Here is a 19,481-nt window from a genome sequence, read left to right on the forward strand (position 1 = left end):
CGCACGCGCGGCGACGCCGAGCGCACGCGGCAGCGCGACCGCCTGCCGGCGCTGGTCGTCGTCGAGATAGATGTTGCGCGACGACATGGCGAGGCCGTCATCGTCGCGCTGCGTCGGGACGCCGACGATCTCGATCGCGAAGTCGAGATCTGTGACCATCCGGCGGATGACGGCGAGCTGCTGGAAGTCCTTTTCACCGAAATAGGCGGCATCCGCGCCGACCTGGTTGAACAGCTTGGCGACGACGGTCGCGACGCCGTCGAAATGGCCGGGGCGCGCGGCCCCGTCAAAGCCCTCGCTCACCCCGGCGACGCTGACGTTGGTGGCAAAGCCTTCGGGATACATGACCTCGACGCCCGGCGCCCAGAGCAGGTCGCAGCCGACCTCGTTCAGCAGCCTGATGTCGGCCATCTCGCGCCGCGGATAGCGCGCGAGATCCTCGTTCGGGCCGAACTGTTTGGGGTTCACGAAGATCGACGCGACGACCTTCGTGCCTGGGCGTTTCGCCGCCTCGATCAGCGCGACATGGCCGGCGTGGAGCGCCCCCATCGTCGGGACGAGCGCAACGCGCTGGCCGGCCGCGCGGAACGCGGCGACGCTTTCGCGCAGCATATTCAGGTCCCTGACGGTGTCCACGTGAAACTCCCACTCGATAAGTACGGTCGCGGCTTCTATGAAGGGCGTCACTCACGATCAATAAGGAAACGCGCGTTGGCCACGGGCCCGGATTCCCCTCACGCTTCGACGCACGTCATCGTGTTCGCCAACGAGAAGGGCGGCACGGGCAAATCGACGACCGCGGTCCATGTCGCGATCGCGCTGGCCGCCAGGGGCGCGCGCGTCGCCTGTCTCGACCTCGACCACCGCCAGCGCACCGTCGGCCGCTATCTCGACAACCGCGCCGAGACGATCAAGCGCACCGGCTCCGCGCTGCCGATGCCGCGTCACGCGACGCTGTCGGCGCAGACCGAGGACCAGTTCGAGGATCTGTGGCATTCGCTGTGCGCGGACTCGGATTTCCTCGTCGTCGACACGCCCGGCCGCGACGATCCGTTTGCGCGCACCGCCGCCGCGCTCTCGAACACGCTGGTCACGCCGATGAACGACAGCTTCGTCGATTTCGATCTGATCGGGCAGGTCGATCCCGAAACCTTCCAGGTGACGCGGCCGAGTTTCTATTCCGAGCTGATCTGGGATGCGCGCAAGCAGCGCGCCCGCGCGGACGGGACGACGATCGACTGGGTCGTGCTGCGCAACCGCCTCCAGCATATCGAGGCGCGCAACATGCGCCGCGTCTCGGATGCGCTGGTCCAGCTGTCGAAGCGGGTCGGATTCCGGATCATTCCGGGGCTCGGCGAGCGCGTCATCTACCGTGAGATGTTCCCCGCCGGGCTGACGATGATCGATGCGAAGGAATTCGGCGGCATGGGGCTGGCACACGTCGCCGCGCGCCAGGAACTGCGCGAGATGATGGCGGCGCTGCAGCTGCCCGAGCTGGTCGCCGAAACCGCGCCGCGCGCCGCTGCGCCGGCGTCGCCCGGCCCCGTGTCGGATGTCGCTGCATGACGGACCGCACCACGGTCCGCCGCAGGGCCGCGGCGTGACGTGGATCGCCACCGCACTGCTGATCTGGCTGGCCTGGCGGTATCTGCGCCCCAAGCCGAAACAGCGCGTGGTGACCGACGAGGCGGAAGCGCGCGCGATCCTGGGGATCGACGCGCTTGCGGACGCCGACGCGGTCCGCAGCGCGCACCGGCGGCTGATCGCCTCGGTCCATCCCGACCGCGGCGGCTCAACCGACCTGACGCGGCGGGTGAACGCCGCGCGCGACCTGCTGCTCAAACGCACGCGATAAGCCGACACAGAGACGTATGACGCACCAGTTCGACCCCAGCGCGCTGCGCGAATATGACGTTCGCGGGATCGTCGGCAAAAGCCTCGGCCCTGCAGATGCCACTGCGATCGGCCGGGGGTTCGCGACGCGCGTCCGCGGCATCGGCGGCACCCGCGTGGCGGTCGGCTATGACGGTCGCCTGTCCTCCCCCGCGCTCGAGGCGGCGCTGGTCGCCGGGCTGGTCGCGGGCGGGGTCGACGTCGTCCGGATCGGTCTCGGCCCGTCGCCGATGCTCTATTATGCCGAGGCGACGCTAGAAGTGGATGGCGGCATCCACGTAACCGGCAGCCATAATCCCGCCGAGTATAACGGCTTCAAGATGGTATTGCGTCACGCCCCATTTTTCGGTGACGACATCCAGGATCTTGCCGCGCTTGCCGCGTCGGGCGCGTGGAGCGAAGGCGCCGGCGAGGTTACCACCGTCGACCTGCGCGACGCCTATGTCGGCCGGCTGATGGCGGGCTATGCCGGCGGCGCGTACCGAATCGGCTGGGATACCGGCAACGGCGCCGCGGGCCCGGTGATCGAGGCGCTGGTCAAGCTCCTCCCGGGTGAGCATCATGTGATCTTCGCCGAAGTCGACGGCAATTTTCCCAATCATCATCCAGATCCTACCGAAGAATCGAACCTTGCCGATCTGAAGCGGCTCGTCACGGAAAACAACCTCGACTTCGGACTGGCCTTTGATGGCGATGGCGACCGGATCGGTGCGGTCGACGCGCTGGGGCGGGTGATCTGGGGGGATCAGATCCTGTCCATCTTGGTCGAGCCCGCGCTGCGCGAGCATCCCGGCGCCTCGATCGTCGCGGACGTGAAGTCGTCCCAGGCACTGTTCGACCGGATCGCCGCGCTTGGCGGCAAGGCGGTGATGGCGCCGACCGGACACAGCCTGATGAAGACCGCGATGACGCGCACCGGCGCCCCGCTCGGCGGGGAACTGAGCGGGCACCTGTTCTTCGCCGGCGACTATTACGGGTTCGACGACGCCGCCTATGCCGCGGTCCGCCTCATTCGCGCGGTGCATCTGTCGGGACAATCGCTGACCGCGCTGCACGATGCGATGCCGGCGCTGGTCGCGACGCCCGATCTGCGCTTCCCGGTCGACGACGCGGAGAAGTTCGCGGTGGTGGACGCGGTCGTCGCACGGCTGGCGCGCGACGGCGCGGTGGTCGACCTGACCGATGGCGCGCGCGTCACCACGCCCGAGGCTGGTGGCTGCTGCGCGCGTCGAACACGCAGGCGATGCTGACGGTGCGCGCCGAGGCACGCACCGACGACGCGCTGGCCAGCCTGCTCGCCGCGGTCGATGCGCACCTCGCGGCCTGCGGCGTGACGCGAGCCTGATCCGCGTGCCGCCCCGCGCGCGGCGATTGACTCGGGGCCGCGCTACCCTACCCTCCGCCATCATCCCAAGGAGTGCCGCGTGGAGCGACCCATCGACGAATTCCGGTCCAGCACGCGGCGCTGGCTGCTCGGCAGCTTTGCCGGCTGGGGAACGCTGCTGACCTGCCTGGTCGGCGTGGGTTTCGTGCTGATCGGGCTGCGCTGGCTCCGGAACCGGAGCACGACCTTCGAGATCACCGACCAGCGGCTGATCGTGAAGCGCGGCATCCTGTTCAAGACGATCGACGAGATCGAGCTCTACCGGATCAAGGACGTCCGGCTCGGCTATTCGCTGCTCAACCAGATGACCGACATCGGCACGATCGTGCTGACGTCGACCGATCGCACGACCGGCGGCGGCGAATTCGTCCTGCGCGACGTGCCGATGGCGCGCGACCGGCGCGAAGGGCTGCGCACGCTCGTCGACCGTGCGCGCCAGCGGCGCGGCGTGCGCGAGGTCGATATCGACCGGGATGGTGCATACGCGCTGGATTAGCCGCGCTTTTGTCCCCACATGGCAGTCATGGCGCCATCTTATGCAAAGCCCAAACCCCAGCCGCAGATGATCCGGGTCATCGACCTCGAGACCACCGGATCGGCTCCCCCCGCGCACGGCGTGTGCGAGATCGGCTGGCAGGACGTCGCGCTGGGCGAGGACGGGCGCTGGGAAATCTACGGCGAGGGCGGCAGCCTGCTGGTCAATCCCGGCCGGCTGATTCCGCCGGTAACGCAGGCGATCCACCATATTCTCGACGAGCATGTCGCCGATGCGCCCTGGTGGCATGATTGCGCGCGCCAGGTGCTCGATCCCTGGCCGCGACGGCTCGCGCTGGCCGCGCACCGCGCCGATTTCGAACAGAAATTCTGTACTTCCGCGCTGACCCGTGATGCCGAATGGATCTGCACCTGGAAATGCGCGCTGCGGCTGTGGCCCGATTCGCCGAGCTTCTCGAACCAGGTGCTGCGCTATTGGCGCAAGCCCGCGGGGATGGAGCATGAGCGCGGCCTGCCCGCGCATCGCGCCTTCCCCCGACGCCTATGTCACCGCCTTTCATCTGCGTGACATGCTCAACGAGGCGAGCCTGGCGCAGCTGATCGAATGGTCGCGCGATCCCGGCCTGATCCCGCGCGTGCGCTATGGCCCCGACCGCGGCAAGGAATGGTCCGAACTGGATCACGAGACCCTGATGGCGTTCCTGACCGATCGCGACCCCGATATCCGCTTCACCGCCAATCACGAGATGGATCGGCGCAGTGGTGGCGGCCGTGTCGGCAAGGCGAGCGCGCAGGAACTGTTGCTTTAGAGCGACTTCGCGGCGGATAGATATAATCCGTACCAAAACATGACGCGCGTTTATATTATTCATGAATTGAACTATGATCGTGTCTCCTTCGGTGAAGTGGAGACCCCTTCATGCGCAAGTTCATCATCACTGCTGCAGCATTTGCAATCGCTACAATGCCGGCCACCGCGAATGCAGCCACCAACGCAGCGGCGCCATTGTCTGTCGCCAAGTCGGTGCGTGTATCGACGCAGACCGTCAGGAAGACCAAGCTTGCCGGTCCGAGCCTGATCGTCCCCCTGCTCGCAACGGTTGTCATCGTGGGCGGCGCCATTCTGCTCGCCTCGAGCGACGACGATGATTCGGACAGCAACTGAGCAAACGAACGGCGTAGCGATGTCATCCGCTCGAACGGCAGCGGTCTCGCCTTGTCGGGCGGGTTAGAGGGCCTGCCAAAGTCGAACCATGACGACGATATCACCGGGTCATGATGATCCGTGATCTTGATGGCCATCCCGACCGATCGCGATTGCGATCTCCGGGTCTCGGCCAATCCCGCGATCGATGTGGCACAGTGGCGACCGCCGCGTTGGCAAGGCCAGCACCCGAAAACTGTTGCCCTAGGGTCACGGTCGGCGACCGATAATTGCCCCCGATCGGTTTAGACGTTGCTTCATTTTTAATACAAACGCCTATACTGTGCGCTCTTCTCATAAAGTTACGGAGTTGTTCTCATGCGTAAGATCCTTCTCACGGCTGCTGCCGTTGCCGTCTCGGCCATGCCCGTCGCGGCAAATGCTGCTGCAAATTCCGCAGCGTCGCTGTCGGTCGCCAAGTCGGTGCGCGCTGCATCGCCGACTGCCAAGAAGAACAAGGTTGCCGGTGCCGGTCTGGTCATCGTCGCCGTCGCTGCCGTCGCCGTGGGCGGCGCGCTGTATCTCGCGATCGACGACGACAACAACTCCGACAGCAACTAAGACATAACGGGGTCGGCGCTGGCGCCGGCCCCACCCTGGCGGGCCGGTGTCGATGCCCATCCGGCGCGGCCAGACGCCCCGATCCTCGCAATCGCCGTCGCGCAGCCGCCGGTATCCACCCTCTCCGGCCGCCGTCCGTCAGTATCGCTGGCGTAACGATAGGCGGTATCCTAGACGGGTCGCATATGGCGCGTATCAGCTTGAAACTTCCCCAGTCGGAAGGGCGCATCGCCCGCTGGCTGGTCGCGTTCATGACGCTCGGCTTCGTCGCGCTGGCCGCTGCCGCGGTCGCGATCGGCTGGATCACGGTGCGTAACGCGCGCTACACCGCCGATATTCTTCATACGCAGGACGTCCGCCAGGCGATCGCCACGTTGCAGGTCGAGATGGAGCAGTCGGAAACCGCGCGGCGCGGCTATCTTCTCACCGGCCTGCCCCTGTTCTCGACGGCCTATGAGACGACGGCCCAACGGCTCGCGCCGGCGCTGACGGCGCTGCGCTCCTCGACCCACGACAATCCACGCCAGACCGCGCGGCTCGACCTGATCGAACCGCGGGTGGGCCAGTTGCGCAGCCTGCGGACCCAGTCGATCGCGCTGGTCGACGCGGGCCGGATCGGCGAGGCGCAACGCCGGTTCGCGGTCGATGCGAGCGTCCCGCTGATGCGCAGCATCCGCTACCGGCTGCGGGCGATGGCTGCCGAGGAAGTTCGCCTGCTCGAGATCCGCAGTGACCGCCAGCAGCGGTCGAACATGCTGTTCCTGTCGGTGGCGGGCCTCGCAGCGCTGCTCCTCCTCGTCGTGGCGATCCTCGCGATCCTGGTGATCCGGCGCTACACCGCCGATCTCGGCGCGTCGCGCGACCGGTTGCACCTGCTCAACGAGACGCTCGAGGATCAGGTAGTCGAACGGACCGCGGATCTCAGCCGGGCGAATGACGAGATCCAGCGTTTCGCCTATATCGTCAGCCACGACCTGCGCTCGCCGCTCGTCAACGTGATGGGCTTTACCGCGGAGCTGGCCGAGGCCGCCGCGCCGCTGGCCGCACTGATCGACCGTGCGGAGGCGATCGCCCCGGAGATCGTCACGCCCGAGGCGCGGATCGCCGCGCGGGAGGATCTGCCCGAGGCGATCGGCTTCATCCGCGCCTCGACGCAGAAGATGGACCGGCTGATCAACGCGATCCTGAAGCTGTCGCGCGAGGGGCGGCGGTCGATCACCCCCGAACCGGTCGACCCGGCCGCCGTCGGGGACGCGATCGTCGCGTCGATCCAGCATCTGATCGACGATCGCGGCGCGACCGTCACGATCGACCGCCCGCTGCCCGCACTCGTCACCGACCGGCTCGCGCTCGAACAGATCCTGTCGAACCTGATCGAGAATGCGACCAAATATCTCCAGCCCGGACGGCCGGGCGTGATCCGGCTTGCCGGCACGCGCGAGCGCAACCGCGTGATCCTGTCGGTCATCGACAATGGCCGCGGGATCGCGCCGGGCGATCACCAGCGCGTCTTCGACCTGTTCCGGCGTGCCGGGCCGCAGGACCAGCCCGGCGAGGGCATCGGCCTCGCGCATGTCCGCGCGCTGGCCTATCGGCTGGGCGGGACGATCGACTTGGTCTCGACGCTCGGCGAAGGCGCGACCTTCCGGCTCAATCTCCCCTTCGACCTCAGGTTACAGGATCCCGTGGCATGAACGATCACAAATCCGTCGGCATCGTGATGATCGAGGACGACGAGGGCCATGCGCGCCTTATCGAGAAGAACATCCGCCGTGCGGGCATCCTCAACGATATCCGCCATTTCACCGATGGCACGACCGCGCTCGACTTCCTGTTCGATGCGGCCGACGGTCCGGCGAAGAGCGGCCCCGCGCTGATCCTGCTCGACCTCAACCTGCCCGACATGAGCGGCACCGACATCCTCGCGCGGATCAAGGCGGAGGGCAGCCCGTTGCGACGCGCGCCCGTCGTTGTGCTGACGACCACCGACGACAAGGTCGAGATCCAGCGCTGCTATGATCTCGGCTGCAACGTCTATATCACCAAGCCGGTGAATTATGAGAGCTTTGCCCAGGCGATCCGCCAGCTCGGCCTGTTCCTGTCGGTGATCCAGGTCCCCTCGGCCGAGAGTTGAATGACCGGCAAACGCGTTCTCTATATCGATGACGATGCGGGTATCCGGCGGCTGGTTGGGCGCGCGATGGAGCGTCGCGGGTACCATATGACGCTGGCCGAGTCGGGCGCGGACGGCATCGCGATGGCGCGCGCCGAACCGTATGACCTGATCGCGGTCGACCATTACATGCCCGGGATGGACGGGCTCGAGACGCTCAACGTGCTGCGCGCGCTGCCCGATGCGCGCCCCCCGTCGTCTATGTCACCGGGTCAGACGAGGGACGGATCGCGGTCGCCGCGCTGAAGGCGGGCGCGGCCGACTATGTCGTGAAGACCGTCGGCGAGGAGTTTTTCGAGCTGCTCGATGCGGCGTTCGAACAGGTCGGCGCGCGGTCGGTGCTGCAACAGGCCAAGGCCGTCGCCGAGGCCGATCTGCGCGCGACCAACGCACGGCTCGAGGCGCTGCTCGGCGAGGTGAACCACCGCGTGGCCAATTCGCTGCAGCTGGTCTCGGCGATGGTCAGCCTGCAGGCGGGGGCGCTGACCGACCCGGCCGCGCGCGAGGCGCTCGAGGATACGCAGCGGCGGATCCAGGCGATCGCGCAGGTCCATCGCCGCCTGTATACGAGCAACGATGTCGAGAGCGTCGACATGCGCGAATATCTCGGCGCGCTGGTCGACGAACTGGCGGAGACCTGGTCGAGCGAGGCGCTGCCACGCGCATTGCGGCTGGTCGCCGAACCGATCCGGCTGGCGACCGACCGCGCGGTGTCGCTGGGCGTGATCGTCACCGAACTCGTCACCAATGCCTGCAAATACGCCTATCCCGCGGGATCGGGCGAGGTCCGCGTGACGCTGTCGCAGACCGATGACGGCCAGTTCCTACTGGCGGTCGAGGATGATGGCTGCGGCATGCCCGCCGACGCCACGCCGCGGGGTACGGGGCTCGGCACCAAGCTGATCCGCGCGATGGCGCAGAGCTTGCATTCGATCGTCGAATATGACCGCGCGCATCGCGGCGTTCGCGCGACGCTCCGCGCCGAGGTGCGCTGACCTCCGTCAGTTACGAGCAGGATTGTCGATGCTGGTCAGAGCGCGCGGCTCTGGACAGCGCCGACACGCACTCCTATTTAGTTATCGCGATAAACAGATAGGAGATTCAGCATGTCGGTCGATGTGAAATACAGCACCACGGCAACCGCCACCGGCGGTCGTGACGGTCAGGCACGGTCGGAGGACGGCCGGTTCGCGGTGGCCCTGTCGACGCCCAAGGAGCTTGGTGGCGCAGGTGGTGACGGGAGCAACCCGGAACAGCTGTTCGCGGCGGGCTATTCGGCCTGCTTCATCGGCGCGCTGAAGGTCGCCGGACAGCAGCTGAAGATGAAGCTGCCCGACGATGTGTCGGTGACGGCCAAGGTCGGCATCGGTCCGCGCGATGCGGGCGGGTTCGGCATCACCACCGATCTGACCGTCGCGCTGCCGGGTCTCGACCGCGAGCAGGCGCAGAAGCTGGTCGATACCGCGCACCAGATCTGCCCCTATTCGAACGCCACGCGCGGCAATGTCGATGTCGGGCTGACGCTCGCCTGACCCACGGGGTGGCCGGCCGCGCGAGCGGCCGGCCGTTCCGTCACGCGCCTGCGGCGTCGACCTGGTCGAGATAGTCCGCATACCCCTCGGCTTCCATCGCGTCGCGCGGGACGAAGCGGAGTGCGGCCGAGTTGATGCAGTAGCGCAGCCCGCCGCGGTCGCGCGGCCCATCCTCGAAGACATGCCCCAGATGGCTGTCCGCGCCCGCCGAGCGGACCTCGGTGCGGACCATGCCGTGGCTGCGGTCATGCAGCTCGGCGACATGCGCGGGGGTGATCGGCTTGGTGAAGCTCGGCCAGCCGCAGTGCGAGTCGAATTTGTCGGCCGACGCGAACAGCGGTTCGCCCGACACGATGTCGACATAGAGCCCGGGTTCGCGGGTGTTGAGATAGGATCCCGTCCCGGGCCGCTCGGTGCCGCTTTCCTGCGTGACGTAATATTGCTCGGGCGTCAGCTTGGCGAGCGCGGCGTCGGTCTTCTTATACTCTGTCATGCTGTCCTCTCACGCGGCGATCCGCGTCGGTTGGCCGGCCGGGATGCGCGAAAGCTGCGTCCGGTCAGCAGGGTGCCGACGGGATATAGGAGGCGTTGGCGCTATAGGAATGGCCGCGCGACGGTGATGGCCAGCCCGATGAGCCGGTGCCCGGGCCGCGATCGTCGCAATCCCGGGGCATGTGGGGCCCATCCGCACGGCACGCCTTGCCAGCATTCAGCCTTTCATCTAGTATTAACCATCGAAACTCATTCCGTTTACCATGATTCGTCATGATGTACGGCAATGATCGACGATTATCCCAAGGCAAGACCATGCATTTCCACGTAGATCTACGTGGGAAATATTGTACATTTGTTCAGGTCTTCGCAATGCCATTGGCGTAGAACTGCATCGATGAGGCGGCATGTTTTCAAGAAGCCTCTTGATGACAGATACGGCTCGACATGAGTGGCGCAAGGTATGTCCTGCTGCGCCCAGTCCTGGGAATTACCAATGGCTATCAACAACATGCGCGTCCAATTCGCGCTGGCGTCCGCGCTCGGCCTGACCGCTTTCGTCGGCCTCCCGGCATCGGCGCAGAGCACTGGCACAACGATCGCCGCCAACGCCGAAGTCACCGAGAGCTGCGTGGTCACCTCGACCGCGCTGCAGTTCGGCGGCGCCGATGTGACCGATGGCGCCGCGCATGCGGGCACCGGTGGTCTGGACGTCATGTGCACGAGTGGCACGGCCTGGACCGCGACGGCCGATGTCGGCACGGGCGCAAATGCAACGATGGCCTTGCGCGGGATGACCTCGACCGGCGGGGGAGGCCAGAAGCTGAACTACGTCCTGTACAATGACAACACCACCACCAGCCCATGGGGTGATGGCACGGCCGGCAGCTCGCCGATCACCGGCACCGGCACCGGCGTCGTTGTGCCGATCGTGCTGGCCGGCAGCATCCCGCTTGGCCAGACGAACGCACCGGCAGGAACCTATGCGGATGTCGTCCAGGTCACGGTCAACTACTAAGCTCTTCAAGCAATGCGCTTTATGAGCCTCTTGCAGACCGGTCGCCTCACGGCGGCCGGTCTTTGCATGGCCGCCGCCATCGCCCTGCCCGGCGATGCGGTCGCGAGCAACTTCCGCGTCAGCCCGGTCACGCTCACCCTGCCCGCCAACCGCCCGGTCGGATCGCTGACCATCACCAATGGCGAGGCTGTACCGGTATCGATCCGGGTGTCCGCCTTTCGCTGGACCCAGGTCGACGGCAAGGACGTCTATACGCCGACCGACGACCTGATCGCGTCGCCCCCCATCTTCACCGCCGCGACGCGGGCGCCGCAACTCGTCCGCATCGGCGTGCGGCACCGCCTGCCCAATGCCGCCTATCGCGTGATGCTGCAGGAGATCCCCGGGCCGGCGACGGCGAACGGCGTGCGCATCGCGGTCAAACTGAACCTGCCCCTCTACATCGTCGCCGATCCGACCGCCAAGGCTGACGTCGCCTGGACCGCTTGGCGGCGTCCGGCCGGCGACATCGTGCTCGAGGCGCGCAATACCGGCGGCGCGATCGCGCAGGTCACCGGCATCGCGCATCGGGCGGGTACGGGGACGGGCGGCACATCGACCGTGCTGAGCAACGCGATGGGCGTCGTCCTGCCGGAGAGCATGCGCCAATGGGAGATCGGCAAACACCCCGAACTCACGACCGGGACGCCGCTGACGCTCGCGATCCGCACCGCCGATGGCGAGCACGAAGTCACGGCGAATCTGGCCGCGCGCTAGTCTGGCAATCGTGCTTCTGGCCGCGGGTTCGCCCGGCATCGCTGCCGACCCCGCGCCCATCCCGGCTGCGGGGCAGGCTGCGGCGCCGGCGGACCTGCGTCTGGCGTTGCTCGCGATCCGGATCAACGGCATCGATCAGCCCGATCCGGTCTGGGTGCTGTACGATGCGGACGCGCTGTACGTCACCGGAGACGCGGCACGCGCGTGGCGGCTGGTGCTGAAAGAGGACGATACGCGGCTGTTCGAGGGCGAGACCTATCTTCGGCTCGACACGGCGGAAGGGCTTGTCGCCGGCCTCGACGATGCGACGCAGACATTGTCGATCACCGCGCCGGCGGCATTGTTCATGCCGTCGAGCGCGCTGCTGTCGGGCCGGACCGACGGGCCGATGACGCGCAGCGGGATCGGCGGCTTCCTCAATTACGACCTGTCCGCACAGACCGCGTCAGGCGCGTCCTCGCTCGACGGCCTGTTCGAGCTGGGCGCGTTCAGCGGCGCGGGGACGATGGGGACGGGCTTCATCGCCGGCACGGGGAACAGTGGCGACGGGCGACGCAGCCTCGTCAGGCTGGATACCAACTGGACGATCGACGACCCGGCGCGGCTGCGATCGCTGCGGATCGGCGATGGCGTGACGCGCGGCAGCACCGGGACCGGTGCGCTGCGGTTCGCGGGCCTTCAGCTCGCGACCAATTTCGCGACGCAGCCGGGCTATCTGACGATGGCGCTGCCGACGCTGAACGGCAGCGCCGCCGTTCCCTCGGTCGTCGACCTTTATGTCAACAACATCCTCCAGAACCGCCAGACCGTCGCGTCCGGACCGTTCGCGCTGACCGACGTCCCGGTGGTCAATGGCAGCGGCGATATCCAGCTGGTGGTGCGCGATGCGCTGGGTCGCGAGACGCGGGTGACGCAATCCTATTATGCCGCGCCGCAGATCCTGCGCCGGGGCCTGCATGATTTCTCGTACGAGATCGGCGTGCTGCGGCGCAATTTCACGCGGGCGAGCTTCGACTATGGCACGCCGATCCTGTCGGCGACGCATCGCTACGGCGTGACCGAGCGGCTGACGGTCGAGGCGCATGGCGAAACCACCCGCAAGATGCAGGCGACCAGCATGCAGGTCAGCGCCTTGTGGCCCGCGGTCGGGATCTTCTCGCTCTCGGCCGCGGGCAGCCATTCGGACCGGGGCGGCGGCGGCCTGTTCGGGATCGGGTTCGAACGCCAGACGCGCGGCCTGTCGCTGGGCGGCAATGGCGAGATCACCACCGCGGACTATGCGACGGTCGGCGATTCGACCGCCTATCGGCGCGCGCGCAGCACGGTGACCGGCTTTATCGGCACGCCCACGCCCTATGGGTCGGTCACCGCTTCTCTCCTGTGGCGCCGCAGCCGCGACCAGCGCGGCGATATCCTGTCGGGCAATGCCAATGCGTCGATGCGGCTCCGTCGGATCGGCGCGCTCAGCCTCAATGCGAGCCGGAGCTTTGCCGGCGCGCGCGACACGACGGTGCAGTTCCGCCTCACCGTCCCGTTCGGCCAGCGGACGAGCGCCACCGCCGGCGTGCAGCTGCGCGACGGCGAGCTCGGCGCGACGACGACGCTGCAACGCAACCTCCCTTATGGAGACGGCGTCGGATACCGGCTGCAGGCGGAAACCGGGGCGATCGAGCGGCTTGATGCAGAGGTCAATGCCCAGAGCGGCATCGGCCGTGTCGATGCGCAGGTGACCCGGCTGAACGGTGCGTCGGGCACGCGGCTGCAGCTGGTCGGATCGGTCGCGACGGTCGATGGCGCGGTGTTCGCCGCGCGTCGGATCGAGCAGAGCTTCGGGACCGTGCGCGTCGGCCCCTACGCCAATGTCCGCGTCTATTCGGACAACCAGCTGGTCGGCCGGACGAACGCGGCGGGCGTGCTGGTCATCCCGCGGCTGCTGCCGTTTCAGGACAATCATATCCGGATCGAGGCCGAGGACCTGCCGCTCGACGCGATCATCGACGAGACCAAGCGTACGGTGCGGCCCTATGATCGCAGCGGCGTCGCGGTACGGTTCGGCGCGCGCGCCGCAAGCGATGCGCGGCTCCGGGTGGTCGGTGCGGACGGCAACCCGCTTCCCGCCGGCACCGTGCTTCACCTGAACGGCGCGGGCGAAGCCTTTCTGCTGGCGCCCGGCGGCGACGCCTATCTGACCGGGCTGGCCGCGCGCAATCGCGTATCCGCCACCTTCGCCGGCGGCGGGTGCGCTTTCGCCTTCGACTTCGTCCCCGCCGGGCAGACCCAACCCGATCTCGGAACCTTCACATGCACCTCATGATCGGTCGCAGCGCGATCACCGCCGCGTTTGTCTTCGCGCTACTCGCGACCGCAGCGCCGGCAGCGGCTGCCAGTTGCAGCGTAAGCCCGCAGGCGCTGACGCTCGGCTCCTATGATCCGTTCGCGACCGCACCCCAGGATGCGGTCACCGGCATCGCGATCAGCTGCGACGTCGAGACCAGCGTCGTCATCGCGATCGGCCCGGGCAATGGCGATTATGGCGCGCGGACCATGACCGGCGGCGCCCAGGCGCTGCTCTACAATCTCTATATCGATCCTGCGCACTCCCGGGTCTGGGGTGACGGCACCAATGGCAGCAGCACCGTCAGCAGCACCGCGGTCGCGACAAGCACCGCGATTCCCGTCTACGCCCGCGCACCGGCCCGCCAGACGCAGCTGAAGCCGGGATCCTACAGCGACATCCTCTGGGTCAGCATCACCTATTGAACGCCCGCGACAGCCCCCTCGAACTCTTAAACTTTACCGTGTAACGCCGAATTTCATCGTCCCGGCCGCGGCACCATTTTCGGGCCCCTGGCACCGCCACCGACCGGAGCAGCCATGATCCTATACGTCATCGACGACGACAGCGGCACGCGGCGGCATCTGCAGGCCTGTCTGAAGCCGTCGGGCATCACGGTCTGGCCCTTTGCCCATGCCGACCTGTTCCTCGAGCAATTGCCGACGCTCAAACCTGCGCCGATCCTGATCGAGCTGCGGACGCCGCCGGCGCACGGCCTGGGGCTGCTTTCCGCGCTGGCGCTGCGCGACATCCGATGGCCGGCGATCGCGATCACGGCGCGGACCGATGCGACGGTCACCGTCGAGGCGATGAAACTGGGCGCGACCGAGGTGCTCGACATGCCGCTCGAGCCCGAAACGCTGGCGGCCGCGCTGGACCGCGCGTTCGAACGGGTCGCGACGCTGGTGAACTGGACGGCGCAGCGCGGCGCAGCGCGCGCGCGTCTTGACCTGCTGACCGAGCGCGAGCGCAATGTCGTGCGCGCGATGATCGTCGGCCAGACGAACAAGGCGATCGCGCAGGCGATGGCGATCAGCCCGCGCACGGTCGAGGGGCACCGCGCACAGGCGCTGCGCAAGCTGAACGTCAGCAGCGTGGCGGAGATGGTCTATGTCGCGGTCGATGGCGGGCTTGCGCCCCGCGAACGCTGGCTCGACACGCCCGAACTCGCGCGCAGCCTGCGTGAGGGGTCGCCGCTGACGAACCACGTGCCACAGCTGCCCGACCCGGGCCGGTCCCGCTTCGACAATTTCGCCGCGACCTCTCCCGATGGCATTCTATGTGCGGATCATGACGGCCGGATCATCGTCTGGAACGCGGCATGCGAGACGCTGTTCGGTTTCAGCACCGACCAGGCGCTGGGTCAGACGATCGCCATCATCGATCCGCGAGAACGAGGTAACGCCCTGAGCCTTCAGCAACTCGCGGCCCGCGGCGCTGCGCATCTGGTCGGGACGACCGTCACCCTCGAGGCGACGCACCGCGGCGGGTCGAAACTGGCCGTCACCCTGTCGCTGTCGATGTGGCGCGAGGACGGCCAGACGCATTTCGGCGCGATCATCCGCAAAACCGACGCGCCACGCCTTGCCAAACCGGACTGACGCACCCGGATCGGACGATCCCTGCGCGTCGGTCCGCGGAAGCGAAACGCGCCCTAGACGTCGAGATTGGCGACGTTGAGCGCGTTGTCCTGGATGAACTCGCGCCGCGGTTCGACGACTTCGCCCATCAGCTGCGTGAAGATCTCGTTCGCGCTCTCGGCATTGACCGCGGTGACGCGCAGCATCGAGCGGACCGACGGATCGAGCGTGGTTTCCCACAGCTGTTCCGCGTTCATCTCGCCCAGCCCCTTGTAGCGCTGGATCGCGAGGCCCTTGCGGCCCGCGGCGAGGATCGCGTCGAGCAGATGGCTCGGGCGCGACACCTGCGTCGAGCCGCGCGTCGCGACCGCGGTGGCGGACCCGATCACGCCGGCACCGGTCTCTGCGGCGTCTTCCGCCTCGGGCTCGTCGGCGTGCGCTGCCTTGCTCGCGGGGACGAGGTTCGAGGTGCGCGCATAGCTGTCCGACTGCTCGGCCGACAAAGCGTGCAGCTTGCGCGCCTCGGCCGAGACGAGGAAGCTCGCCTCGATGATGTGGTGATCGGTCACCCCGCGCCACGCGCGCTGGAAATGGATGCCGCCATCCTGCGTCAGCTCGGCGGTCCAGCGCGCATCGCCGTCGTCGAGTTCGAGGCGACGCGTGACGATCTCGAGCCGCGACGTGCGGTCCGCGACCGACGCCTCGGGATCGAACACGCCGCCCAGCGCCAGCGCCTCGATCATGCCCGCGTCATAGCGCTTGGGGACGTAGCGCATCAGCGTGCGCATCCGCCGCGCGTGATCGACCAGATCCTTCAGGTCGCGACCCAAGCGGGCGCCACCGGGCCCTTCGAGGACCATCGACCCGACGCCCGCATCGACCAGATATTCGTCGAGCGCGGCATCGTCCTTCAGGTACATCTCGGACCGGCCCTTGGTCGCCTTGTAGAGCGGCGGCTGCGCGATGTAGAGATAGCCGCCCTCGATGATCTTGGGCATGTGACGGTAGAACAGCGTCAGCAACAGCGTGCGGATGTGCGCGCCGTCGACGTCTGCGTCGGTCATGATGACGATCTTGTGGTAGCGCAGCTTGTCCGCGTTGAAGTCGTCGCGGATGCCGGTGCCCATCGCAGTGATGAGCGTGCCGATTTCACGGCTCGACAACATGCGATCCTCGCGCGCGCGCTCGGTGTTGAGGATCTTGCCGCGCAGGGGGAGGATCGCCTGGAAATGGCGATCGCGGCCCTGCTTGGCCGAACCGCCGGCCGAGTCACCCTCGACCAGGAACAGCTCGGACTTGGCGGGATCGCGCTCCTGGCAGTCGGCGAGCTTGCCGGGCAGCGAGGCGATGTCCATCACGCCCTTGCGGCGCGTCAATTCGCGCGCGCGCTTGGCGGCTTCGCGCGCGGCGGCGGCGTCGATGATCTTGGCGACGATCGCCTTGCCGTGCGCGGGGTTTTCCTCGAGCCATTCGGCCATCTTGTCGGCCATCAGGCTTTCCAAGGGCTGGCGGACTTCGGACGAAACGAGCTTGTCCTTGGTCTGGCTGCTGAACTTCGGGTCGGGCAGCTTGACCGAGACGATCGCGGTGAGCCCCTCGCGCATGTCCTCGCCGGTGAGCTGGACCTTTTCCTTCTTCAACAGGCCCGACTTCTCGGCATAATTGTTGAGCGTGCGGGTCAGCGCGGCGCGGAACGCGGCCATGTGCGTGCCGCCGTCGCGCTGCGGGATGTTGTTCGTGAAGGCGAGGACGTTCTCGTAATAGGAGTCGTTCCACTGCAGCGCGACGTCCATCGTGACGTCGTCGCGCGTGCCCGAAATCGCGACCGGCTCGGGCATCAGCGGCAGCTTGGCGCGATCGAGATACTTCACGAACGCGGCGATACCGCCCTCGTAATAGAGCTCGACGGTCTTCAGTTCCTCATGCCGCGCGTCGGTCAGGAACAGGCGCACGCCCGAATTGAGGAAGGCGAGCTCGCGGTAGCGATGTTCGAGCTTGTCGAAGTCGAAATCGGTGATCTTGAAGGTGGCGGGCGACGGGAAGAAGGTGACGCGCGTCCCCTTCTGGCCCTCGGCCGCGTCGCCGACGATCTTGAGCGGGAGCACCGCGTCGCCGAACGCGAAGCGCATGTAATGCTCCTTGCCGTCGCGCCAGATCGTCAGGTCGAGCCATTCGCTGAGCGCGTTGACGACCGAGACGCCGACGCCGTGCAGGCCGCCCGAGACCTTGTAGGCGTTCTCGTCGCTGGTGTTCTCGAACTTACCGCCGGCGTGGAGCTGGGTCATGATGACCTCGGCTGCGGACACGCCTTCCTCGGTGTGGATGCCGGTCGGGATGCCGCGGCCATTGTCGGTGACGCTGACCGATCCGTCGGCGTTCAGGACGATGTCGATCCGGTCGCAATGCCCGGCAAGCGCCTCGTCGATCGCGTTGTCGCTGACCTCGAACACCATGTGGTGGAGGCCCGACCCGTCGTCGGTGTCGCCGATATACATGCCGGGGCGCTTGCGGACCGCGTCGAGGCCCTTGAGGACCTTGATCGAGTCTGCGCCATAGTCGCCCTGGTTGGGCAGGTTGGGATTGTTGGATTCAGGGTTGGATGCCATGCCCAGCATATAGGCATCGCACGCCCGAAACGGAAGCGAAATGGCCTGTGGTGCCGGGGGCTCGGGGGCGTAGGACAACGGTCGGCTCTGGCCTCGCTCCAAACACGTCGCCTCCCCGGCGGAGGCCGGGGCCCAGTTGGAAAGGCGGTCGTAACGCAGCGACGCCTTCCGTCAGAGACGTCCCCCACCCTGGGCCCCGGCCTCGCCGGGGTGGTAGAGGCGGGCCTGCCCCTTCCCTCTCCCCCGGGGGGGAGAGGGAGCTTGCGCTCAGAAGCGGTCGGCGCGCTGGCCGAGCAGGGTGACTTCGACGCGGCGGTTGAGGCGCATGCCGGCGGCGGTCGCGTTGGTCGCGACCGGCTGGCGCTCGCCGTGACCGACGACGCTGAAGCGTGCGCGGACGACGTCCATGTCGTCGAACGCCTGGCGGACGCTCGCCGCGCGGCGCTCGGACAGATCCTGGTTGTGCGCATCGGACCCGCGCGAGTCGGTAAAGCCGTCGATCGCCACGCGGACGCCCGGATTGCCGCGCAGATAGCCGGCGAGCGGGCGCAGCTTCTCGATCGCGCCGGGGCGCAGCACCGCGCTGTCGGTGCGGAACAGCACGTCCTCTTGCAGGGTCAGCGTCGCGCCGCGTGGCGTCTGGCGGAAACCATAGTTGCGCATCGCGCCGCGGTCCCACGTCGTGCTGGTCTCGACCACGGTGGTGCCGCCGCCGCGGTCGCCGCGATAGCCTCCCGGGTCGCGGCCATAGGCGGCCCAGTCGAACCGGTCGCGACGCGGCCCGGCGATGCGGGCGAATTCGCGGTTGGCGTCACCGGCCTCCTGCCGGTTGATCCGGCCATCGCCGTTCGCGTCGAAATTGGGCATCACGAACGCACGGCCCCGCGCGGTATTGCGGAGTTCGGGAAACAGGATCGGCACGCCCGCGCCCGCCAGCCTGTAACCGGGGCGCGACCAGGGCGGGTTGCTCATGTCATAGCGCGCCTGCGCGAATGCAGGTGCGGTGGTTGCCGCGATCATGACCAGTCCGAATGCGGCGCGTGCGATAGTCGTCTTCATCATGTCTCTCCGTCGCCCCCGCTATGGACCGGGGCGCGATGGACCGGGATTTGCCCGCGCCCGCTTGAACCCCTCGTGACGCGCATCGACAGCGCGCGTTCAGCCAGGCCCGACCGCGATCCGCGTCGCCTGCGCGTCGATCGCATCGAACAGTGCGTCCTCGGTGCCGGTCATCCACACCTGCCCGCGCCCCGCCAGCCGATCGAACAGCGCCGCGCGGCGGGCCGGATCGAGATGCGCCGCGACCTCGTCGAGCAGCAGGACCGGCGCCTGCCCGGTCCGCTCGGCGACCAGCTCGGCATGCGCGAGGACGATGCCAAGCAGCAGCGCCTTCTGCTCGCCGGTCGAGGCGAGCGACGCCGCGCCTTGTCGTGGTGCGTGACGTCAGCAGCG

General features: G+C 67.5%; 19 protein-coding genes and 3 pseudogenes. 17 read left to right on the forward strand and 5 right to left on the reverse strand.

What is annotated here, in order from left to right; translation table 11 throughout:
- Positions 1-636 (reverse strand): pantoate--beta-alanine ligase (gene panC / locus NI18_RS07260; RefSeq protein ID WP_037529101.1); only part of this gene is annotated, 636 nt, incomplete at its 3' end.
- Between the two features lie 75 nt (positions 637-711).
- On the opposite strand from panC, the gene NI18_RS07265 reads away from it, so the two are divergent.
- The 12 genes and pseudogenes from NI18_RS07265 to NI18_RS07315 all read left to right on the forward strand — a co-directional run bounded on the left by NI18_RS07265 (position 712) and on the right by NI18_RS07315 (position 9,242).
- Positions 712-1,566, forward strand: coding sequence for a division plane positioning ATPase MipZ (locus tag NI18_RS07265; protein ID WP_042467017.1), 855 nt, complete (start codon positions 712-714; stop codon positions 1,564-1,566).
- Positions 1,567-1,600: 34 nt separating this feature from the next.
- Positions 1,601-1,855, forward strand: coding sequence for a molecular chaperone DnaJ (locus NI18_RS07270; protein WP_031396256.1), 255 nt, complete (start codon positions 1,601-1,603; stop codon positions 1,853-1,855).
- 16 nt (positions 1,856-1,871) lie between these two features.
- Positions 1,872-3,238, forward strand: a pseudogene (locus tag NI18_RS07275) (phosphomannomutase/phosphoglucomutase).
- Positions 3,239-3,317: 79 nt separating this feature from the next.
- The gene (locus tag NI18_RS07280) at positions 3,318-3,773 is read left to right on the forward strand and encodes a PH domain-containing protein (protein ID WP_031440476.1); all 456 of its coding nucleotides are present in this window, start codon (positions 3,318-3,320) and stop codon (positions 3,771-3,773) included.
- Between the two features lie 66 nt (positions 3,774-3,839).
- Positions 3,840-4,581, forward strand: a pseudogene (locus tag NI18_RS07285) (exonuclease domain-containing protein).
- A gap of 110 nt (positions 4,582-4,691) precedes the next feature.
- The gene (locus tag NI18_RS07290; protein ID WP_037529102.1) at positions 4,692-4,937 is read left to right on the forward strand and encodes a hypothetical protein; all 246 of its coding nucleotides are present in this window, start codon (positions 4,692-4,694) and stop codon (positions 4,935-4,937) included.
- Positions 4,938-5,294: 357 nt separating this feature from the next.
- On the forward strand, positions 5,295-5,537 hold the full coding sequence (locus NI18_RS07295) for a hypothetical protein (RefSeq protein ID WP_031394821.1): 243 nt from the start codon (positions 5,295-5,297) through the stop codon (positions 5,535-5,537).
- A gap of 185 nt (positions 5,538-5,722) precedes the next feature.
- Positions 5,723-7,231, forward strand: a complete 1,509-nt coding sequence (locus tag NI18_RS07300) for a sensor histidine kinase (RefSeq protein WP_037529103.1) — start codon at positions 5,723-5,725, stop codon at positions 7,229-7,231.
- Positions 7,228-7,671: a response regulator gene (locus NI18_RS07305; RefSeq protein ID WP_031394819.1), complete on the forward strand. Its 444-nt coding sequence runs from the start codon at positions 7,228-7,230 to the stop codon at positions 7,669-7,671. The genes NI18_RS07300 and NI18_RS07305 overlap by 4 nt, the downstream gene beginning before the upstream one ends.
- A complete protein-coding gene (locus tag NI18_RS26620) occupies positions 7,672-7,956 on the forward strand; it encodes a response regulator (protein WP_306286271.1) in 285 nt (94 codons plus the stop codon).
- 23 nt (positions 7,957-7,979) lie between these two features.
- A complete protein-coding gene (locus NI18_RS07310) occupies positions 7,980-8,705 on the forward strand; it encodes a sensor histidine kinase (RefSeq protein WP_306286272.1) in 726 nt (241 codons plus the stop codon).
- 111 nt (positions 8,706-8,816) lie between these two features.
- On the forward strand, positions 8,817-9,242 hold the full coding sequence (locus NI18_RS07315) for an organic hydroperoxide resistance protein (RefSeq protein WP_031440472.1): 426 nt from the start codon (positions 8,817-8,819) through the stop codon (positions 9,240-9,242).
- Positions 9,243-9,282: 40 nt separating this feature from the next.
- Here the strand turns inward: NI18_RS07315 and msrB are convergent, their stop codons facing one another.
- The gene (msrB, locus tag NI18_RS07320) at positions 9,283-9,735 is read right to left on the reverse strand and encodes a peptide-methionine (R)-S-oxide reductase MsrB (protein WP_031440471.1); all 453 of its coding nucleotides are present in this window, start codon (positions 9,733-9,735) and stop codon (positions 9,283-9,285) included.
- Between the two features lie 495 nt (positions 9,736-10,230).
- Between msrB and NI18_RS07325 the strand changes: the two genes are divergently transcribed.
- The 5 genes from NI18_RS07325 (at position 10,231) to NI18_RS22175 (ending at position 15,444) form a co-directional block, all read left to right on the forward strand.
- Complete coding sequence (locus NI18_RS07325) at positions 10,231-10,752, forward strand: spore coat protein U domain-containing protein (RefSeq protein WP_052149051.1); 522 nt, start codon at positions 10,231-10,233, stop codon at positions 10,750-10,752.
- 66 nt (positions 10,753-10,818) lie between these two features.
- A complete protein-coding gene (locus NI18_RS22165) occupies positions 10,819-11,508 on the forward strand; it encodes a fimbria/pilus periplasmic chaperone (RefSeq protein ID WP_157840497.1) in 690 nt (229 codons plus the stop codon).
- A 10-nt stretch (positions 11,509-11,518) separates the two neighbouring features.
- On the forward strand, positions 11,519-13,822 hold the full coding sequence (locus NI18_RS07335; protein WP_192007914.1) for a fimbria/pilus outer membrane usher protein: 2,304 nt from the start codon (positions 11,519-11,521) through the stop codon (positions 13,820-13,822).
- Entirely contained in the window at positions 13,810-14,268 is a 459-nt protein-coding gene (locus NI18_RS22170) for a spore coat U domain-containing protein (protein WP_084215084.1), read from the forward strand. The genes NI18_RS07335 and NI18_RS22170 overlap by 13 nt, the downstream gene beginning before the upstream one ends.
- A gap of 114 nt (positions 14,269-14,382) precedes the next feature.
- Positions 14,383-15,444, forward strand: coding sequence for a LuxR C-terminal-related transcriptional regulator (locus NI18_RS22175; protein ID WP_052149054.1), 1,062 nt, complete (start codon positions 14,383-14,385; stop codon positions 15,442-15,444).
- A 53-nt stretch (positions 15,445-15,497) separates the two neighbouring features.
- Here the strand turns inward: NI18_RS22175 and gyrB are convergent, their stop codons facing one another.
- The 3 genes and pseudogenes from gyrB to NI18_RS26625 form a co-directional block, all read right to left on the reverse strand.
- Positions 15,498-18,038 carry a DNA topoisomerase (ATP-hydrolyzing) subunit B gene (gene gyrB, locus NI18_RS07350; RefSeq protein WP_192007913.1) on the reverse strand — a complete coding sequence of 847 codons (2,541 nt, stop codon included), beginning with the start codon at positions 18,036-18,038 and terminating at the stop codon, positions 15,498-15,500.
- 258 nt (positions 18,039-18,296) lie between these two features.
- Entirely contained in the window at positions 18,297-19,088 is a 792-nt protein-coding gene (locus NI18_RS07355; protein WP_306286273.1) for an OmpA family protein, read from the reverse strand.
- A 99-nt stretch (positions 19,089-19,187) separates the two neighbouring features.
- Positions 19,188-19,451: pseudogene (locus tag NI18_RS26625) on the reverse strand (DNA replication and repair protein RecF); the annotation flags it as partial.
- Positions 19,452-19,481 lie beyond the last annotated feature (30 nt).

It is taken from the genome of Sphingomonas sp. Ant20 (genome assembly GCF_000783375.1).
Lineage (GTDB): Bacteria > Pseudomonadota > Alphaproteobacteria > Sphingomonadales > Sphingomonadaceae > Sphingomonas > Sphingomonas aerolata.